General features: G+C 38.4%; 18 protein-coding genes and 3 pseudogenes. 14 read left to right on the forward strand and 7 right to left on the reverse strand.

Features of this window, described 5'->3' with window-relative positions:
* The first annotated feature begins 476 nt into the window (after positions 1–476).
* From J7649_RS16240 to J7649_RS16260, 5 genes are read left to right on the forward strand one after another with little or no spacing between them, the layout of a single operon-like run.
* Positions 477–908: a hypothetical protein gene (locus J7649_RS16240; protein ID WP_004695737.1), complete on the forward strand. Its 432-nt coding sequence runs from the start codon at positions 477–479 to the stop codon at positions 906–908.
* Positions 909–934: 26 nt separating this feature from the next.
* A complete protein-coding gene (locus J7649_RS16245) occupies positions 935–1,183 on the forward strand; it encodes a DUF2933 domain-containing protein (protein ID WP_004695740.1) in 249 nt (82 codons plus the stop codon).
* 20 nt (positions 1,184–1,203) lie between these two features.
* Positions 1,204–1,854, forward strand: a complete 651-nt coding sequence (locus tag J7649_RS16250) for a methyltransferase family protein (RefSeq protein ID WP_004663997.1) — start codon at positions 1,204–1,206, stop codon at positions 1,852–1,854.
* Between the two features lie 11 nt (positions 1,855–1,865).
* On the forward strand, positions 1,866–4,241 hold the full coding sequence (locus J7649_RS16255) for a heavy metal translocating P-type ATPase (protein WP_004663996.1): 2,376 nt from the start codon (positions 1,866–1,868) through the stop codon (positions 4,239–4,241).
* Positions 4,238–5,521 carry an MgtC/SapB family protein gene (locus tag J7649_RS16260; protein WP_213687778.1) on the forward strand — a complete coding sequence of 428 codons (1,284 nt, stop codon included), beginning with the start codon at positions 4,238–4,240 and terminating at the stop codon, positions 5,519–5,521. The genes J7649_RS16255 and J7649_RS16260 overlap by 4 nt, the downstream gene beginning before the upstream one ends.
* A 38-nt stretch (positions 5,522–5,559) precedes the next feature.
* Here J7649_RS16260 and J7649_RS16265 read toward each other — a convergent pair whose 3' ends face one another.
* Positions 5,560–6,960 carry a heavy metal sensor histidine kinase gene (locus J7649_RS16265; RefSeq protein ID WP_005105857.1) on the reverse strand — a complete coding sequence of 467 codons (1,401 nt, stop codon included), beginning with the start codon at positions 6,958–6,960 and terminating at the stop codon, positions 5,560–5,562.
* A complete protein-coding gene (locus tag J7649_RS16270) occupies positions 6,953–7,633 on the reverse strand; it encodes a heavy metal response regulator transcription factor (RefSeq protein ID WP_004679347.1) in 681 nt (226 codons plus the stop codon). The genes J7649_RS16265 and J7649_RS16270 overlap by 8 nt, the downstream gene beginning before the upstream one ends.
* A 148-nt stretch (positions 7,634–7,781) precedes the next feature.
* Between J7649_RS16270 and J7649_RS16275 the strand changes: the two genes are divergently transcribed.
* From J7649_RS16275 to J7649_RS16290, 4 genes and pseudogenes are all read left to right on the forward strand, one after another.
* Positions 7,782–8,078 carry a hypothetical protein gene (locus J7649_RS16275; protein ID WP_004695744.1) on the forward strand — a complete coding sequence of 99 codons (297 nt, stop codon included), beginning with the start codon at positions 7,782–7,784 and terminating at the stop codon, positions 8,076–8,078.
* Positions 8,079–8,167: 89 nt separating this feature from the next.
* Positions 8,168–9,991, forward strand: coding sequence for a copper resistance system multicopper oxidase (locus tag J7649_RS16280; protein ID WP_219310247.1), 1,824 nt, complete (start codon positions 8,168–8,170; stop codon positions 9,989–9,991).
* Entirely contained in the window at positions 9,978–10,898 is a 921-nt protein-coding gene (locus tag J7649_RS16285; protein WP_086197643.1) for a copper resistance protein B, read from the forward strand. The genes J7649_RS16280 and J7649_RS16285 overlap by 14 nt, the downstream gene beginning before the upstream one ends.
* A 112-nt stretch (positions 10,899–11,010) precedes the next feature.
* Positions 11,011–11,208, forward strand: a pseudogene (locus J7649_RS16290) (hypothetical protein); the annotation flags it as partial.
* 53 nt (positions 11,209–11,261) lie between these two features.
* Here the strand turns inward: J7649_RS16290 and J7649_RS16295 are convergent.
* On the reverse strand, positions 11,262–11,966 hold the full coding sequence (locus tag J7649_RS16295) for an IS6-like element IS1008 family transposase (protein ID WP_001067783.1): 705 nt from the start codon (positions 11,964–11,966) through the stop codon (positions 11,262–11,264).
* Between the two features lie 70 nt (positions 11,967–12,036).
* Between J7649_RS16295 and J7649_RS16300 the strand changes: the two genes are divergently transcribed.
* Positions 12,037–12,603, forward strand: a complete 567-nt coding sequence (locus J7649_RS16300; RefSeq protein WP_004282172.1) for a recombinase family protein — start codon at positions 12,037–12,039, stop codon at positions 12,601–12,603.
* Positions 12,604–12,856: 253 nt separating this feature from the next.
* Here the strand turns inward: J7649_RS16300 and J7649_RS16305 are convergent, their stop codons facing one another.
* The 3 genes from J7649_RS16305 to J7649_RS16315 form a co-directional block, all read right to left on the reverse strand.
* Positions 12,857–13,288 carry a MarR family winged helix-turn-helix transcriptional regulator gene (locus J7649_RS16305; RefSeq protein ID WP_005108698.1) on the reverse strand — a complete coding sequence of 144 codons (432 nt, stop codon included), beginning with the start codon at positions 13,286–13,288 and terminating at the stop codon, positions 12,857–12,859.
* Positions 13,289–13,294: 6 nt separating this feature from the next.
* Positions 13,295–13,723 (reverse strand): organic hydroperoxide resistance protein, encoded by a 429-nt coding sequence (locus J7649_RS16310; protein ID WP_005108699.1) that lies wholly within the window; start codon positions 13,721–13,723, stop codon positions 13,295–13,297.
* A gap of 218 nt (positions 13,724–13,941) precedes the next feature.
* Positions 13,942–14,331, reverse strand: coding sequence for a tautomerase family protein (locus J7649_RS16315; RefSeq protein WP_034171729.1), 390 nt, complete (start codon positions 14,329–14,331; stop codon positions 13,942–13,944).
* Positions 14,332–14,568: 237 nt separating this feature from the next.
* Here J7649_RS16315 and J7649_RS16320 point away from each other — a divergent pair, with 237 nt between their 5' ends.
* A complete protein-coding gene (locus tag J7649_RS16320) occupies positions 14,569–15,030 on the forward strand; it encodes a DIP1984 family protein (RefSeq protein WP_000761345.1) in 462 nt (153 codons plus the stop codon).
* A gap of 1,027 nt (positions 15,031–16,057) precedes the next feature.
* Positions 16,058–16,627, forward strand: a pseudogene (locus J7649_RS16325) (type I restriction endonuclease subunit R, EcoR124 family); the annotation flags it as partial.
* Between the two features lie 83 nt (positions 16,628–16,710).
* Here J7649_RS16325 and J7649_RS16330 read toward each other — a convergent pair.
* Positions 16,711–16,935 (reverse strand): helix-turn-helix transcriptional regulator, encoded by a 225-nt coding sequence (locus J7649_RS16330; protein WP_004676219.1) that lies wholly within the window; start codon positions 16,933–16,935, stop codon positions 16,711–16,713.
* Between the two features lie 149 nt (positions 16,936–17,084).
* Here J7649_RS16330 and J7649_RS16335 point away from each other — a divergent pair, with 149 nt between their 5' ends.
* A complete protein-coding gene (locus J7649_RS16335) occupies positions 17,085–17,330 on the forward strand; it encodes a hypothetical protein (RefSeq protein WP_034171689.1) in 246 nt (81 codons plus the stop codon).
* A 108-nt stretch (positions 17,331–17,438) separates the two neighbouring features.
* Positions 17,439–17,564 (forward strand): annotated as a pseudogene (locus J7649_RS17030) (IS6 family transposase); the annotation flags it as partial.
* Positions 17,565–18,810: the final 1,246 nt, after the last annotated feature.

Here is an 18,810-nt window from a genome sequence, read left to right on the forward strand (position 1 = left end):
TATAAACCCTAATATTAAAAATAATCTTCTTTACCTTCTATCTAATAAATATACCAATAAGTTTAATAATTAAATTATCCACCCTTTTTTCTATAAAAAACTATTTTGATCAACTGTATTTTTTCTTTAAAGGAATAACAGTGTAAATTACATTAAGAATGTGTCTCTAACTAGCCTTGGAGTCATCTAATCATTTCATTTTTATTTTTTTAAGCACATAAAATCATAACAACTTTAATAGTTTTAAAAGATTAATATTAAATAAAATTTTTGTCATCTCAGCATAGACTATATATTTCGAGAAGATCTCAAAATTACATTTTTGTCATTTTTAAAAATAATTAATTAATAGTGCTAAAATTTTTAAGAGAGACAGAGAATAACCAAAAATTTCATCAGTTTAGTAGTCAAATTCCTAGACTCTGTTCAGTACTAAAACATAGCTTTTACTTCCAAATTATTTAAAGGAAAAAATTATGATGAAATTCAAAAACATTTTTTTGGGCTTATGTATCGCAGCCGCGTCATTGAATACATTTGCACAGCAATCCGATGAACACAAAGATCACCACCCTGAAAAAACAGCACCATCTGCAGTAACAATTAAGCAAACAGTTACCAGCACCACTGCTACAGATAAAATGGCTGCAATGGATCAACACATGAAGGCGATGCAAGCCATGCATGAGAAGATGATGGCTGCAAAAACCCCACAAGAACGTCAGAAACTTATGGCTGAGCACATGAAACTCATGCAAGGAGGTATGAGTATGATGAAACAGATGGGCAGCCAAAGCATGAATGCAAATATGGCTGACCGTCAGCAGATGATGGAAAAACGTATGGACATGATGCAATCCATGATGCAGATGATGATGGACTGTATGCCTCCGTCAGCAACTAAATAGTTACCCATGAATTAGGGGAAAGCACCATGAATCACCAACACCAAGAAAATAATTCAGTACCTAACTTCTGGTCTACACGTTATGCCATTGGTCTAATCGTGCTGGGTGGTATCGCAGCTTATTTTCTATTAACGGAACATTTGGCCCACGTTATCGGTGCTTTGCCTTATTTATTCCTTTTAGCGTGTCCACTGATGCATATTTTTATGCATGGTGGTCATGGGCATAACCACTCGCAGCAAAAAAAATCCGATATATCTGATAACAAAAAATAGCTCTTATCAGGAGATCCATCATGAATCATGCGGAATCGGCTTATGGTTTATGGACGCTGGTTATCATTAACTCAGCAGTTTTTATCATGTTCGCTTTCAGTTTTTTTAGACCTTCCACTGCGCGCGATTGGCGTACATTTGGGGCCTTTTCGGCTTTTATCATTGCTCTATTTGTCGAAATGTATGGTTTTCCTTTAACCATTTACCTGTTATCTGGTTGGCTTCAAACTCGCTTCCCTCAACTTGACTTACTTTCTCATAATGCAGGTCACTTGTGGTCAACGCTATTAGGTGAAAAAGGTGATCCACATTTTGGCATTTTGCATATCGCCAGTTACGTTTTCTTGGGTTATGGATTTTACCTGTTATCAACGTCATGGCACGTGCTGTACAACGCGCAACGTCAGCATTCTTTAGCGATCACAGGCCCTTATGCACGTATACGTCACCCACAATACGTGGCTTTTGTGATGATCTTGCTGGGTTTTTTATTGCAATGGCCAACTTTACTGACACTGATTATGTTTCCAATCCTACTCTTAATGTACAGCCGCTTGGCAATTAAGGAAGAGGCTGAAATGAGTAAACAGTTTGGCGCTGTCTATGACAGCTATGCTCAACAGACTCCGAGATTTATTCCAAAATTCGGCCATAAAACCACTTTTCCATAAGAGAATTATTTATGTCAGATCAAAAAAATCATAACCAGGACCATATGGCACAGGCTACAACAGACGTACTGAAAGACCCAGTCTGTGGTATGACCGTCACTGAAGAATCGAAATACCATGAGGAATTTAAGGGGAAAACTTACTTTTTTTGCAGTGATAAATGTCAATCAAAGTTTCATAGCAGCCCGGTGCAATATATCGCTAAACCCGCAACGACGACTGCCGATGCACATACACAGCATCATCAGACTGTTCAACACGTTAATGCGGCAAGCACAACAGGTACGACCATCTATACATGCCCAATGCATCCAGAAATCAGGCAAGATCATCCTGGAAACTGTCCTAAATGCGGAATGACACTGGAGCCACTCATTCCTGAATTAGAGGAAGATGAGAATCCGGAGTTACGTGATTTCCGCCGACGCTTCTGGTGGACACTGCCATTGACCATCATCGTGACTTTTTTGGCGATGTTTGGTCATCAAATGAACCTGTTCAATATGGCTGTTCAGAGCTGGATTGAACTGGTGTTGTCACTCCCAATTGTACTTTGGGCAGGTTGGCCATTTTTTTCCCGGGGTTGGCAATCGGTTGTGAATCGCAGCCCGAACATGTGGACGCTGATTGGTTTGGGCACTGGAGCTGCATTTATTTATAGTGTGGTCGCAACCATTGCACCGCAAATCTTCCCAGACTCATTTATTTCCATGGGTCGTGTCGCTGTTTACTTTGAAGCTTCAGCGGTCATCATTTCATTGACCCTACTGGGACAAATATTGGAGTTAAAAGCACGTTCGCAAACTTCTGCTGCAATTAAGTCACTCCTTGGGCTCGCTCCTAAAACAGCTCGCCGAATCCTGCCTGATGGAACTGAAGAAGATGTTCCTCTAACGCATGTCCATGTAGGAGATTTACTCAGAATTCGCCCAGGTGAAAAAGTGCCTGTGGATGGTGTAATCACTGAAGGAAGTAGTTCAGTGGATGAATCGATGCTGACAGGTGAACCTTTACCTATCACTAAACGTATCGGCGATAAAGTCATTGGAGCTACCCTGAATACCAATGGTTCATTGATCATGCGTTCAGAGAAAATTGGTTCAAGTACCATGTTATCCCAGATCGTACAGATGGTGGCGCAAGCTCAACGATCGAGAGCACCAATGCAACGTATGGCTGATCAGGTAGCAGGTTGGTTCGTCATGGCTGTAGTGACCATTGCCTTGCTTACCTTCTTTGGATGGGGACTATTCGGCCCAGAAGAATCAAGCTGGGTTTATGCATTAATCAATGCTGTGGCAGTACTCATTATTGCCTGTCCTTGTGCACTAGGCTTGGCAACTCCAATGTCTATCATGGTTGCGACGGGTCAAGGTGCTACTCATGGTGTGCTGTTTCGTGATGCAGCAGCCATTGAGAATCTACGCAAGATTGACACACTAATCATCGATAAAACAGGTACGTTAACTGAAGGACGCCCTGTATTCGATCGTGTAGTTGCCGCATCAGATTTTGACGAATCTGAAGTATTACGTTTAGCCGCCAGTCTTGATCAAGGCAGTGAACACCCGCTAGCCGAAGCGATTGTAAATGCAGCACACGAACGTGGCCTGTCTCTTGAAACACCAGATAATTTTGAATCGGGCTCAGGGATTGGTGTTCGAGGTCAAGTGGGCGATCGTCAGTTAGCTTTGGGCAACACAGCACTGATGGAGCAATTGGGTATCTCGGTACAATCTCTGATTCCGCAAGCCGAAGAGCTGCGTTCGGAAGGTGCAAGTGTGATGCATCTAGCCATCAATGGTGAATTGGCCGGTCTGCTTGCAGTATCCGATCCCATCAAAAAAAATACCCCAGAAGCACTTGCCACCCTGAAGGAAGCGGGTCTACGTATCGTGATGGCAACAGGAGATGGTCTCACCACTGCCCGTTCAGTCGCAGCACGTCTAGGCATTGATGAGGTACATGGCGAAGTCAAACCCGCAGATAAACTAGAACTGGTCAGCAAATTGCAGAAGGAAGGTCGCATCGTGGCTATGGCTGGTGATGGCATCAATGATGCACCAGCCTTGGCTAAAGCTGATGTCGGTATCGCTATGGGAACCGGGACTGATGTTGCAATGAATAGTGCCCAAGTTACGCTGGTCAAGGGAGATTTACGAGGGATTGCTGTTGCCCGTTCACTTTCGGAAGCTACTGTCGGCAACATGAAACAGAACCTCATGTTTGCTTTCCTTTACAATGCTTTGGGTATCCCTATCGCGGCTGGCGTACTATATCCATTTACCGGTTGGTTGTTGTCACCGATGATTGCCGCCTTGGCTATGAGTTTGAGTTCAGCTTCAGTCATCACGAATGCCCTTCGCCTGCGAAATAAAAAGTTATGATAGAGAGTTCTTTTCTTCCACCAGATGTACCAGGTCTTATTGCAGCACTTGCCATCGGCCTGCTCATTGGTTTAGAACGAGGATGGCACGATCGTGAATTGCCCGAGGGCAGCCGAGTAGCAGGCCTACGTACCTTCACATTGACAGGATTGCTCGGAGGAGTGCTCGGTCATTTACAACCAAACTTCGGGCCTTGGCCGCTGGTCGCGGCCGTATTAGGGCTTTCCTTATTATTAACAGTGTCCTACGCGCGTACCGCAAAACTTTCCGGTAATCTAAGCGCTACCACGACGATCGCGATGCTGTTGACATTAGTTTTAGGTGCATATGCATCCCATGGTAATGTTACTTTAGCATTAACCGCGGCTGTAATCGTCGCTGTATTTTTGGATCTCAAGCCAACCTTACACGGTTGGCTACGCTTGATAGAGCATCGTGAATTAACCGCATCCCTGCAGTTGCTGGTACTTTCTGTCGTTATATTACCCTACTTACCCAATACGGGTCTGGGACCTTTTGCTGCATTAAATCCTTACCAGTTATGGTGGGCAGTGATCCTGATTGCCGGACTCTCTCTGGCAGGTCATTTTGCCATGCGGCTTACCGGTTCACAAAGAGGCATACTCTGGACAGGTCTATTGGGTGGTTTGGCATCTTCTACAGCTGCAACTGTCGCACTGGCACGCTATACACGCCAGCACCCCGTCATGGTCAGTGCTGCTATTTCTGGAACATTGGCTGCCTGTGGCATCATGTTTTTTCGTATGGTTGTGCTGATAGGCGTCATTGAGCCAGCATTGCTAAGCACTTTTGGTGGTGCAATGATGATTGCGGGAATCCTTCTGCTGGGTATGGCATTGTGGAGACAACGCCAAATTACCAGCGCTGAAAACAACGATCGAACAATAGAAGCAATGGCTCCTTTTGATCTTGGGACAGCATTCAGCTTCGCTGCTTTCCTGGCTGTCATGGCAGTCTTGGTCCCGGCAGCAAAACAATGGTTGGGCACCAGCGGCATCTTCGTATTATCGACTATTTCTGGGCTAGCAGACGTAGATGCTATTTTAGTCTCACTTGCCCGCCTGCATAGTACTGAAGGCTTAACAACAAATGTGGCTGCTGTCGCGCTAGGGCTGGCCACACTGAGCAACATGTTAAGCAAAGCGACAATTGCATGGATGACAGGGGGGGCACAGTTTGGCCGAGCTATCATATTTGGCTACACAATTGCCATGATAGGTGCTGGCGTAGCTCTGGCTCTCAGTTTGAGCTTTATGTAAGGTCAACTCGGGTAAATGGAAGATGTTCAAAAAATGAGTTAAAATGATTCCCCTTGCATGGATTCACTTTGAAAAACAATGGTAAAAATGATTCGACCATTGAGGGATTCAGCCTGGATGGTCGCCCCAAGCATATCAAGAATAGATTTTGTTATCGCGAGCCCTAAGCCGGTTCCTTCTTCTGTTCTTTGTCTAGATGCATCTGTTCGATAAAATCGATCAAATAACCTGGATAGTTGTTCAGGAGAGATTTCAGGGCCTTCATTTTCAATTGAAAATATTGTGTTATCTAAATTCTGTTGAAGTTTTATGCGTATTGTAGAATTCTTATTTCCATATTTAACTGCATTAGATAATAGATTGCTGAGTGCTCGACGTAACATAGCAGGATCACCTTTGACATTTCCAGATCCTGTTTGTTGAAGCGTCATATTTTTTTCGGCAGCTAGCGCATCATAGAAATCAAATAAGGCTGTAACTTCTTTAACCAGGTCAATATTCTGTAAGTTCTGTAATTTTAGGCCATGTTCTGCTTTTGCCAAGAAAAGCATATCGGATACCATTCGAGCCAAACGTTCTAATTCTTCTAAATTAGAAAATAGTACTTCTTGATAGGTACTGGTATCTCGTTTACGGGCAAGACATACTTGAGTTTGAGTCATTAAGTTATTAATCGGTGTTCTAATTTCATGCGCTAAATCAGATGAAAAATCGGAAAGCCTTTCTAAAGCTGATTCTAGTCTGTCGAGCATATCATTGAAGGCAATTGCTAATGATTTTAGTTCGGTTGGTGTGTGCTCAACTTCTAAACGTTCTGAAAGATGTTGGGCAGAAATGCCTTCTGCGACCTTAGCCATTTTTTGCACGGGTCTTAAACCTCTCCAGGTTGCAAACCAGCCTAAAAACATTAAACAAATCGTACCGGCTAAACCAATGTAAAAAAGTTGACGCTTAAAATCATTTAAAAAATGTAGATGTTCAGATGTATCGATCCCCACAATAATGCGTACAGATTGTATTTCAGTATTTTTGTTTATATCCGTGTTGTAGATCATGCCACGATAGGTCTTATTCTTAATTTTCCATTTAATCCAAGGGTTATTTGCTGACTTGATTAACTGTTGAGTATTAATGATTGAAGATGCTGAACTAAATAAAATCTGACCTGCCGGTCGTTCTATTTGGACCATAAGATCATGGTGTCCAACTAAAGCATCTTTCAAATATAGATCAAGTTCTGGAGAATTTTTAGGATGCTGTTGGAGAAGATTCTGAATAAGCTGGATTTTACCTTCTAATTGGGTACGATCTTGCGTTTCAAAATGATGCATCACTAATTTATGGATGAAAAACCCCATCATAATGAGAATGCATATAGTCGATAATGAGAAAATAATACCAATACGAAAACTGATAGATTTGAATAATTTATTATTCATCTTCTACCTCTAATACATACCCCATTCCTCTAATATTTTGAATTAACTTAGGGGTAAAATTACTATCTACTTTATTTCTTAATCGTTTAATAGCGACTTCAACTACATTTGTATCACTATCAAAGTTCATATCCCAAATTTGAGATGCAATAAGTGCTCTTGGTAGAATTTCACCTCTTCTACGCATAAAAAGCTCCATAAGAGCAAATTCTTTAGCCGTTAAATCAATGCGTTGACCTGCTCGTGTTACCCGACGTTTTCTCAAATCAAGTTCTAAATCAGCAATCTTAATAATATTATTATCTTCTCTTTGTTGCCCTCGTCTAAGGAGCGTTTTTATTCGAGCTAGAAGCTCTGCAAAAGCAAAAGGCTTAACTAAATAATCATCAGCGCCTAGCTCTAATCCTTTTACTCGATCTTCTATCTGATCTCGGGCGGTAAGAAAAAGAATGGGCATTGTTTTACCGCTGCTACGAATATCATTGATAATATTCCAACCATTTAGTCCAGGTAACATCACGTCTAAAATAATTAAGTCATACTCTTCAGAAAGAGCTTGATGTTTACCCGTTAACCCATCTGTAACCCAGTCCGTAATATAGCCAGCTTCGGATAAACCTTGCTTGAGATAATCACCAGTTTTTTGTTCATCTTCAACTAATAGTATTCTCATTTCCGAATCCTAAGTCATTCATTAAAACTATAATAACGTTATAAAACATCTAATCGAGATAGATTACAAAAATGTCATTTTCAAGTCACTTAGATGTTCAGTGCTTCACTTTATTGTAGTAGCAAGAAATTAACTTTTAGAGAAACTTATGAAAACTGTAGTGCGTCGTAGTCTAACAATTTTAATGTGTGCTGGAACTTTAATTGCTGGTACTCAATCTTGGGCAAAAGATGTATCAACCTCAAGTGCCACTAAAACGGTAAAAGCACAGAAACCTTGTACAAAACCTTGTAAAATGGAAAAAGATGACAAGACTCAGCAAGATCATAGTCAACATCAGTCTCCTAACTCATCTGACATGTCAAAAATGGATCATTCTATGATGAATATGGACCATTCTAAAATGGATCATTCAAAGATGAATATGCCTAGTAGCAATAAATAATTTTATAAATAGCGAGAAAGAAGTATTAAAGTTTATACTAAATATTTGCTTTATTACTTCAATCTTGACCTTTCTAAAGGTGAGATAGAATGTCAAATAAGTTAAGTCATGTACTCTTAATTGGAGTTGGTTTATTTTCATCAACTTGGGTAATGGCGGCAGTTAAAGAATATGATTTAACAATCGCTGAACAAACTGTAAATATCACAGGAAAACCGCTAAAGAGAATTACCGTTAATGGTAAATTCGTTGCACCACTTCTTGAATTTGAAGAAGGTGATGAGGCCGTTATCCGTGTTCACAATAAGTTAAAAAATCAGGACTCTTCAATCCATTGGCATGGCTTATTATTACCTGGAATTATGGATGGTGTACCTGGATTTAACAAATTTAATGGCATTGCCCCTAATAAAACTTATGAATATAAGTTTAAAGTCCGCCAAAATGGTACTTATTGGTATCATTCACATAGTAAAGGACAAGAACAAGACGGTTTATATGGTGCTTTTGTTATTTATCCTAAAGATAAAACTCCACTAACAGCTGCTGAAAAAACCGATAAAGATTACGTTGTTTTGCTTTCTGATTTTCATAATTCAACAAGTGATCAAATTATGAAAAATCTTAAAAAAGAAGCAGATTACTATCAGAACCGTCGCGAAACAGTATTCGATGTATTAAAACAAGTTAAACGTGATGGATTAAAGGCAACTTGGCAAGACCGCTCTATGTGGAATCAGATGCGGATGTTGAAAACAGATATGTCCGATGTGACTGGTTATACATTTTTAATGAATGGCAAAACACCTCAGCAAAACTGGACCGGTAACTTCAAAGCTGGTGAAAAAGTTCGCCTTCGTTTTATTAATGCTTCCGCTATGTCATTCTTTGATGTACGCATTCCAAACCTAAAAATGACTGTAGTCAGTGCTGATGGTCAACCTGTAAAGCCCGTTCCTGTAGATGAGTTCCGTATTGGTACTGCTGAAACCTATGATGTCATTGTGGAACCAAAACAAGCACATTACCAAATTGAAGCTGAATCTATTGATCGTACCGGTTTTTCAGTGGGAACATTACATGAAGAAAGCAGCCCAGCAGTCAAACAAATTGAGATGCCTAAGCCTCGTCCTCGTTCTTTATTGACTATGGAAGATATGGGAATGAATCATGATATGTCATCTATGAAAGATATGAATCACGATATGTCTTCTATGAAAGGTATGGATCATGATATGTCTTCTATGAAAGGCATGAATCACGATATGTCTTCTATGAAAGGTATGGATCATGATATGTCTTCTATGAAAGGTATGGATCATGATATGCCGATGAATAGCGCTACTGTTAAGGCGGCTTCAGACAAGAATGATAATACCGTATTTGGATGGGCAAATGCTTCAACACCTGAAGGTAATAAAGCATTGCAATATAGTGATTTGCAATCGTTAGATCCTCAAAAAGACACTCGTGCAGCTGAACGTGAAATAGAGATCCGTCTTGGTGGAAACATGGAGCGTTATATTTGGACAATAAATGGTAAAAAATTTAATGAAGCCGACCCACTAGTGGTGAAGTATGGTGAACGTATTCGCTTAAAATTTGTCAATGACAGTATGATGGCTCACCCAATGCACTTACATGGCATGTTTATGCAGCTTGAGAATGGTCAGGATCCAAGCAATATGCCAAACAAACATACGGTAATTGTTCCACCTGGGAAAACGATAACCACTCTACTCACAGCTGATGAGTTAGGTGAGTGGGCTATTCATTGTCACCTGCTTTACCATATGAGTGCAGGAATGATGAATAAACTCATTGTAGCTCAAGTGGAAGATGGTAATTCTACAAAGACTGTTCCTCAGTCCCAAGTAAATGAGAAGGGAGTAAATCCACATGCAAATCACTAAGAATTTCTTCTCAAAAACAGTCTTATCAATTGCATTAATAAGTATATCAAACTTAACTTTTGCTAATAGCAGCACTTCGGAACAAGAAAGTAATATTACAAATGGTATGAGAGTCTTATTACAGGAGTCTGGTGGCTTAAGATATAGCCCCCAAGAATTGTATCCAGAATATTATTCAATGGAAAATGCAAATGGGGGAGATAATATTATTTTGACTGCAAGAAAGAGATCAGACGGATCTCACGATGATCATCTTAAAGAACATGGCGGACAAATTTATCAAGTAACAAGACTTGAAAATGCATGGATGGTTGATGAAGACGGTAAGGGCAACCTAGGAACAAAGCTTGAAACTTTGATTGGAACAGATGAAAATCGTCTATTTATTGAAGCCAATTCGGAAAAGTCAGAAAGTAATGATCCAAAATATGCTGTATCAGCACTTTATAGCCGTAACGTAGCCCCATTTTGGGATATACAAGCTGGTGTAAGATATAGCGAAGATAAAAATAGCAGCAACAGTGATCGAGTTGATGGTGTTATTGGTGTATTAGGATTAGCTCCTTATTTCTTTGAAACACAAGCATATCTTTATGGCGGTGAGAATAATTTTTGGGGAGCAAGTTTTGAATTAGAACGTGATTTGCTTTTAACTCAGAAACTTATTACTCAACCTTATATCGAAGCAGATGTAATATTTAGCGATGATTCTAACTATGCTGCAAAATCAGGTTTATCAGAACTTAAAACTGGTATCAAAACCCGATATGAGATTACTAAGCGAATTAAACCTTTCATTGATGTTGCTTACCAATATGAAAAAGGACAGAAAGCCACTTCTATGCAAGAGGCAACAGAGTCTGAAAAGGGATGGAAATATGGTGCAGGTATCGAATTAGTTTTTTAAAATAATATGACTTGGAATCATGAATGGTAGCTTCGGCTACTATTCATGAAATTGTTGTCATTTCCTTTCGAATCTGTAAAACTAAAAAAGCTTAAATTTTGGTCTTATCTCTATGCAGTGGTTAAAAACATGCCTATCGCTGTTTTTATCGTTTGCTATCCTTTTAGTAGGATCGGCTGCTGCTGCTTCGTCTGTACATAAGCGGTGTTTAATGCCATCTGAACAGATGAAATCCATGCAAATGGAAGCATCTCAAAACCAGGATATGATGCATACCGACTGTATGAAAGTTGAAGCAAAGGTCAAAAAAAGGCACTGTTGCAAATAGAGATTTGAGTCGATGAAGTTCCTTTTTAAAAGTGCTTAGAGACCGAAAACCCTGTTGATTAGACACACTTCACCTTGAGGCTGACCATAATAAAATGACGATGCTTGTCCTTTACGTAGTGCACGCATGACTTCAATACCTTTAATTGTGGCATAAGCCGTCTTCATAGATTTGAATCCTAATGTGGCCCTGATGATCCGCTTTAACTTACCATGATCACATTCAATGACATTATTTTTATACTTAATCTGCCTGTGCTCAATATCTACTGGACATTTTCCTTCTCGCTTTAACCGTGATAAAGCATGGCCATAGGTCGCTGCTTTATCTGTATTGATGACCCGTGGAATTTGCCATTTTTTCACCGTATTGAAGATCTTTCCTAGAAAACTATAGGCTGATTTACTGTTCCGTCTAGCGGAAAGGTAAAAGTCAATCGTATGACCCCGTTGATCAACTGCACGATACAGGTAAGTCCATCGCCCCTTCACTTTGATATAAGTCTCATCCATATGCCATGAATGTAAATCTGTAGGATTACGCCAATACCAGCGTAACCGTTTTTCCATTTCTGGAGCATAACGCTGAACCCAACGATAAATTGTACTGTGATCCACATTTATGCCTCGTTCAGCGAGCATTTCTTGAAGTTCACGATAGCTGATGCCATATTTACAATACCAACGAACAGCCCAAAGAATGATTTCACCTTGAAAGTGCCGACCGTGGAAGGGATTCATCTGCTGTATCTCGAAATAAATAAGATATTTAGCTTATCATGTCAGCCTATTTGCAACAGTGCCTGAAAAATTGAAAGGCCAAAAAGTAGGGTATATCCGGGTAAGTTCTGTCGAGCAAAACACTGGACGTCAACTTGAGGGAATTGAAGTCGACCGGATTTTTGTTGACCGTGCTTCAGGTAAAAATACTGACCGACCTAAATTTCAGGAAATGTTGAACTATGTCCGGGAAGGGGACAGGGTGATTGTACATTCCATGGATCGTTTTGCGCGAAGCCTGAAAGATTTGGTCACTGAAGTAGATAAACTGGTCAAACGAGGGATTGCCATCCAGTTTGTAAAAGAAAATATTACTTTTACGGCCGAATCCACCCCGATGGATAATTTGATGCTGCAATTGATGGGTGCTTTTGCACAGTTCGAACGTGAGATCATTTTAGAGCGGCAAAAGGAAGGAATAAAACTCGCCTCTGCTCAGGGGAAGTACAAAGGTCGGGTGCATAAACTAAAGCCTGACCAAGCTGAAGCTTTACGACAAGCATGGAGGGAAGGGAAGTATCCATCAAAAATGGCATTAGGAAAAGCTTTTGGGATTAGTCGTCAGGCGGTATACCGATATTTACAAGTTAGTGAATAGCTTATTGGGATTGGCAACTAAATTTAGTTTAACTTATAAAAATCATGAAACATTGTTCGAATTTTAAGCGTGGAACATAAATAATCAATAAAAAGCCGCTCTGGTACCCTATGCCCCACAACGGCTTGATCTAATATACTGAAATTTAATGATAAATATCAAGTATTTCGTATAAGGTGTATTATGTTAATTTTAGAAAAATTAATTAATTTTCAGAATCATAGTGACTCATATCACCAGATAATAAGATTTCTTAAATTTTCTCTGATAACACTTTAACCAATGACTTTAATTCTTCTTTTAGTTTATTTAAATTTTCAAGTTGAATACTTTGAGTCAGCTCTTTAGGAATCATTTCTGCGGCAGCTCGTAGCTCTCGACCCTTTTCTTTTAATGAAATAAGGACTCTTCTTTCATCATTAGGATCACGTGATCGATTAATAAGTTCAGACTTTTCCATTCTTTTTAGTAAGGGCGTTAGTGTCCCACTATCCAGGTGTAAAATTTGTCCAAGATCACCCACACTTACACATTCTTTTTCCCATAAAACCAACATCACTAAATATTGAGGATAAGTGAGTCCGAGAGGTGTAAGAAAAGGGCGATAAGCTTTTACGATTAAATTAGATGCAGCATAAATAGGAAAACATAGTTGCTCATCTAGGCAAAGCTGATTCTTGGACATAGCTTTTTATTTGGTATAGACAGTGGTCGATACCTGTATATTACCTCGAATAGCGTTGGAATAAGGACATACTTGATGCGTTTGTTCCACGATCTTCTCTGCATCAGCTTGTGAAATACCTGAAAGAGTGACATCTAAGTGTACTGTTAAGGAAAATCCACCATTGCCATTAGCAACCATGCCAACAGTACTCAGGACTTCTACATCGTTATCACGGATTTTATGTTCTTTATTGCTACGAGTTACATGGATCACGGCATTTCCAAAGCATGCAGCATAGCCAGCTGCAAATAATTGCTCAGGATTCGTTGCATCACCTCGACCACCTAATTCTTTTGGCAAAGCTAATTTTAGTTCTAAGATACCATCTTCACTACGAATATTCCCTGAACGTCCACCGATTGCTTTAACTTGGGTAGAATAAAGATTACTCATTTTAATTACCTTTAAATAATATATTGTGTGCAATATAATTGTATAAAATTTAATTTATGTCAAATTTTTTATATGCGATTTAACATAATGGCTGTTATACGCAATAAAAAAACCTGGGCACCAACCCAGGTCTAAAATTTAAAAAACAGATAAATATCAGTGCAATAAACTCATTTTTCTAATTTCGCATAACGTGTATTATGTTAATTTTAGGAAATTTAAACACTTACCTGATAATTTAACTGTAGTTCATCCGCATTTTCCCCTCTAATGCCCCAGTTTTCTTTAGGAGTTTCAAATATAGTTATCTCAACATCATTTGAATCAATACCGCATAGATTGTTTATATTTTCGAATAGAGTCTTAATAAATGCTTTTTTAGTCTCTTTTGTTCGTCCATCGAACATGGAAATTTCAATAATTATATAAGATGTACTGCGGTCTGCTGGATATATAAAATTTTTGGATTCTAGTGGAATAAAACGTTGAAACCTTTTTTCTTCAGGGTATTTTAATTCTTTAACTAAAGCCTGATGGATAGCTTTACTTAAATTATCACGATGTAATTCTATAGTTTCATCTAAAGCATAAATTTTTATCTGAGACATTACTTTCTCTAAATTAAAACCCTAATTTTAGCTTAATCTCCCCCTCCCATTTAAGATAATGGCTGTTATACGAAATGAAAAAACCTAGACTCTGGTCTAGGCTTAAAATTTAAAAAATGAATAGCTACCGATTTTGTAGACACCTTTTAGTTAGATAAAAAAGCAATTTTTTTGATCTTTAAAGAATGAGGATATAAGCTGTTTAAAACTTAATTCTAATTGGTTAATAGGTGAAAAATGAAATTAGCAGAAGCTCTCTTACTTCGAAGTGATCAACAAAAAAAAATTATTTCACTAAAACAACGTATCAATGCAAATGTATTGGTACAAGATGGTGATCAACCATCTGAAGATCCAAATGAACTACTAAAACAAGTATTTTCTTTAATTCAAGAATTTCAAAAATTAAGTTATGCAATTCATGAAACTAATGCTTTAACAAAATTAAATGATGGCCGTTCTCTACTTGCTTTATTGACTTTGCGTGATGAATTTGTAGAACAGCACAAAACCCTAACTGCAGCAATAAGTAATACATCTCGTGAATCTGATCGTTATAGTACGCGGGAAATAAAGTGGCATAAAGTTATTCCAGTTTCATCATTACAAAAACAAGCTGATGATATTAGTCTTAAATTACGTGATTTAAACGTGTTAATTCAGTCGAATAATTGGAAAATTGATTTGATTGAAGCCTAATAGTCCTTTAGATATAATCAAGTTGAACATACTGGGCGAGTACAAGATCCCCTACTTCCACAACATAGGATTGTAAATAAAGTGTAGTGGCTTGCAAAGCAAGTGGATAAGCTTAAAATTTTAAGTACAAATCAATCCATCACTTGGCATAACTCAAATCTTTGTGCAAACAAAGTTACACGTTACTTATAACTACCATGTACTGACAGTATGTTCACCTCAATTACTAAAAATAAAGAAATGAGCAAGCATCAGCTCAACTACATTTCTATTTTTAATTCAGTTCGGCTTTGTTGTATAAAGAGCTGAAAGATAGACTTTGAAAATTATAAAAATCGGAAATTTATGATATAAAAAATGTGCTCGACGATGTCGAAAAGCCGACTTGGAAACAAGTCGGCTTTTTTAAACAACTTTGTAATATTCTCTAAATGATAATGGTTTAAAAAGTAGGTATTTATTGATTCTTACTATTTTATCAAAGACTCTATTTCGAAAACTATCCCTCAATTTTTGTGGGTTAGAGCTTACAAAGATATCGGCTTTTTTTGGTTATTTGGAATAGGACTAATTTGCCTAACAGATTGGTATATATAACAATTTTATTATTTATATAATTTATATAAAATAAGCAAAAAGAATTTCACTACAAGGAAATCATGAGAAAAAAGATCACCTATCTAGCTGGGGCTATGACCATAGTTTTACTAATAGCGGTGATTAAACATGAAAATGAAGTAAAGGGGGATGAACAATTTAGATATTTAGATTCCATAGCATCTAAGCAACCTTAGTAAAATTGCACTTATATTTAGAAATACTAGATCATATAAAAACCATTATTTAACATAAAATCTCTTATTCGAAATTTATCGCATCGCATGTAATTCCAAAGTAAATAGTATTATATTTCAAAAATTTATACTATAAGAAATAGGGGCGTAAACCCGAAAAGCTGATGCGGATCAATGCCCAATTGGAAAACTTTGTCGAGTATGACTAGGACGATACCAATTTAAATAAGGCAGAATTCCAGAAACATACCTCACAATACAAATATCTGTACAACAACGTCCGTGTGGTCCAGCCTAAAGACAAAGTATCGGTCCTCAATGATGTCAATTTCCAACTGGAACTGATCCACCGCGATACCGTGAATGTCGGTTATATCCTGAATTTACTGCAATCGGTGGTCAATCATAAAGATCCAGAAAAGAAACAACAGTATCGTTCCCAAGTGCAAGATATCATCTCGACCAACCACAACTTGTATGACAAACAAGAGCTGATTCAAAAGTTTCTGGATGAAAACATTCCACGCATGGCCGATGGTCAAAGCGTTGAACAAGCCTTTGTTCAGTTTTGGGATGTGGAGAAAGAAAAGGCACTGAATGAGCTGTGTCAAAAAGAAGCCATCAAACCTGAAGTCTTCAAAACGGTGCTCAGCCAATATGAATACACCCAGCGTCTACCTAGCCGGGAAGATGTCAAAGACTTACCGATTGCTCGCCCTAAGATCTCAAAACGTAAGACCATGATGAATACCCTGGTTCTCAAAACTCGAAACTTTATTGAAAAGTTCTATCGAGGCTTATAAGTCCCTGAAACAAAAAATGCCTGAACTTCAGGCATTTTTTACGTCATCACTAACAGCTTAAAACAATCAAAAAAACTAGAGTCTTAGTCTTTTGAATACGACTTAATTTTTTCGAAAATAGGGTAAAAGTCTACACCCTCATCTTTCATGCTAGAAAGCAAATAAACCAGAACAGCAATATGAGTAGGTACTTTTCCGATCTTTTTATAGTTAGTTATGGAATTTGGGTTCATGTCCAATAATGTTGCAAATTCCTTAATTGAAAGACCTGCTTTCCCCATAAGTCTTTGAAATTCTTCGTACGGCATCGTGATAAATACAATCTGTTTGGATTAGAAGTATAACACAGACCATAAAATTACAAAAATCACATAAATTATGTGACAAACACATTTTTTATGTGTTATAAATAGCTTATCAATTAATCTATTTATCATCTCTATAGGAGAAACATACTATGTACTCATACCCGGATTCAAACACTGAAAAGAAAATTGCTCTCATGATTATCAATGACTTTTTCATTCAAAAAGCCCATGAACTGTGGATTTTTTTACAACTCGATCAGTGCTTTAACGATTATGAAGCCACACTGATTTGGACTAGACGTTATTTAGAGAAGCATCCTGAGTGTGAGTACAGCGATATTCAAAAAGCTTTCCGTTCTTGTTTCCCTGAAAATTTCTTCAGCTTTGACTATTAATTGATGAATCGTCTTTCCTCTTTTGTAGCAGTTGAAATTAGAGTAAACGCTATAAAAGAGGAAAAATTGGCAGTGTTGTAAATAGCTTTTCAGCTAAAGGTTCAATAGATGAATCACTTCCATAGTCGGCATCATCTTTGGGGCGAAATCATTCTTTGGGCTGTGCGCTGGTATTGTAAGTATGGCAGTATAGAAAGAGTTTTACATCACATCACTCTCTTCAGGATTACACAAGTTCATAAGTTGCGTAAGTTATGTAACTTTATAATTTAATATTCCTGGCAGATTAATCCCAGGCAGTTCTTCTCATTAGATGGATCCTTAGTTTTCAGCACTGCACTTCCATATATGGACAAATCCCTGACAAGCATGACCGGGAGAGGTTTCCATCTCATCACTCTCTTCAGGATTACATAAGTTCATAAGTTGCGTAAGTTATGTAACTTTATAATTTAATATTCCTGGCAGATTAATCCCGGGCAGTTCTTCTCATTAGATGGATCCTTAGTTTTCAGCACTGCACTTCCATATATGGACAAATCCCTGACAAGCATGACCGGGAGAGGTTTCCATCTCATCACTCTCTTCAGGATTACATAAGTTCATAAGTTGCGTAAGTTATGTAACTTTATAATTTAATATTCCTGGCAGATTAATCCCGGGCAGTTCTTCTCATTAGATGGATCCTTAGTTTTCAGCACTGCGCTTCCATATATGGACAAATCCCTGACAAGCATGACCGGGAGAGGTTTCCATCTCATCACTCTCTTCAGGATTACATAAGTTCATAAGTTGCGTAAGTTATGTAACTTTATAATTTAATATTCCTGGCAGATTAATCCCGGGCAGTTCTTCTCATTAGATGGATCCTTAGTTTTCAGCACTGCACTTCCATATATGGACAAATCCCTGACAAGCATGACCGGGAGAGGTTTCCATCTCATCACTCTCTTCAGGATTACATAAGTTCATAAGTTGCGTAAGTTATGTAACTTTATAATTTAATATTCCTGGCAGATTAATCCCGGGCAGTTCTTCTCATTAGATGGATCCTTAGTTTCCAGCACTGCGCTTCCATATATGGACAAATCCCTGACAAGCATGACCGGGAGAGGTTTCCATCTCATCACTCTCTTCAGGATTACATAAGTTCATAAGTTGCGTAAGTTATGTAACTTTATAATTTAATATTCCTGGCAGATTAATCCCGGGCAGTTCTTCTCATTAGATGGATCCTTAGTTTTCAGCACTGCACTTCCATATATGGACAAATCCCTGACAAGCATGACCGGGAGAGGTTTCCATCTCATCACTCTCTTCAGGATTACATAAGTTCATAAGTTGCGTAAGTTATGTAACTTTATAATTTAATATTCCTGGCAGATTAATCCCGGGCAGTTCTTCTCATTAGATGGATCCTTAGTTTTCAGCACTGCGCTTCCATATATGGACAAATCCCTGACAAGCATGACCGGGAGAG

This window comes from Acinetobacter lwoffii (assembly GCF_019343495.1).
Lineage (GTDB): Bacteria > Pseudomonadota > Gammaproteobacteria > Pseudomonadales > Moraxellaceae > Acinetobacter > Acinetobacter lwoffii_P.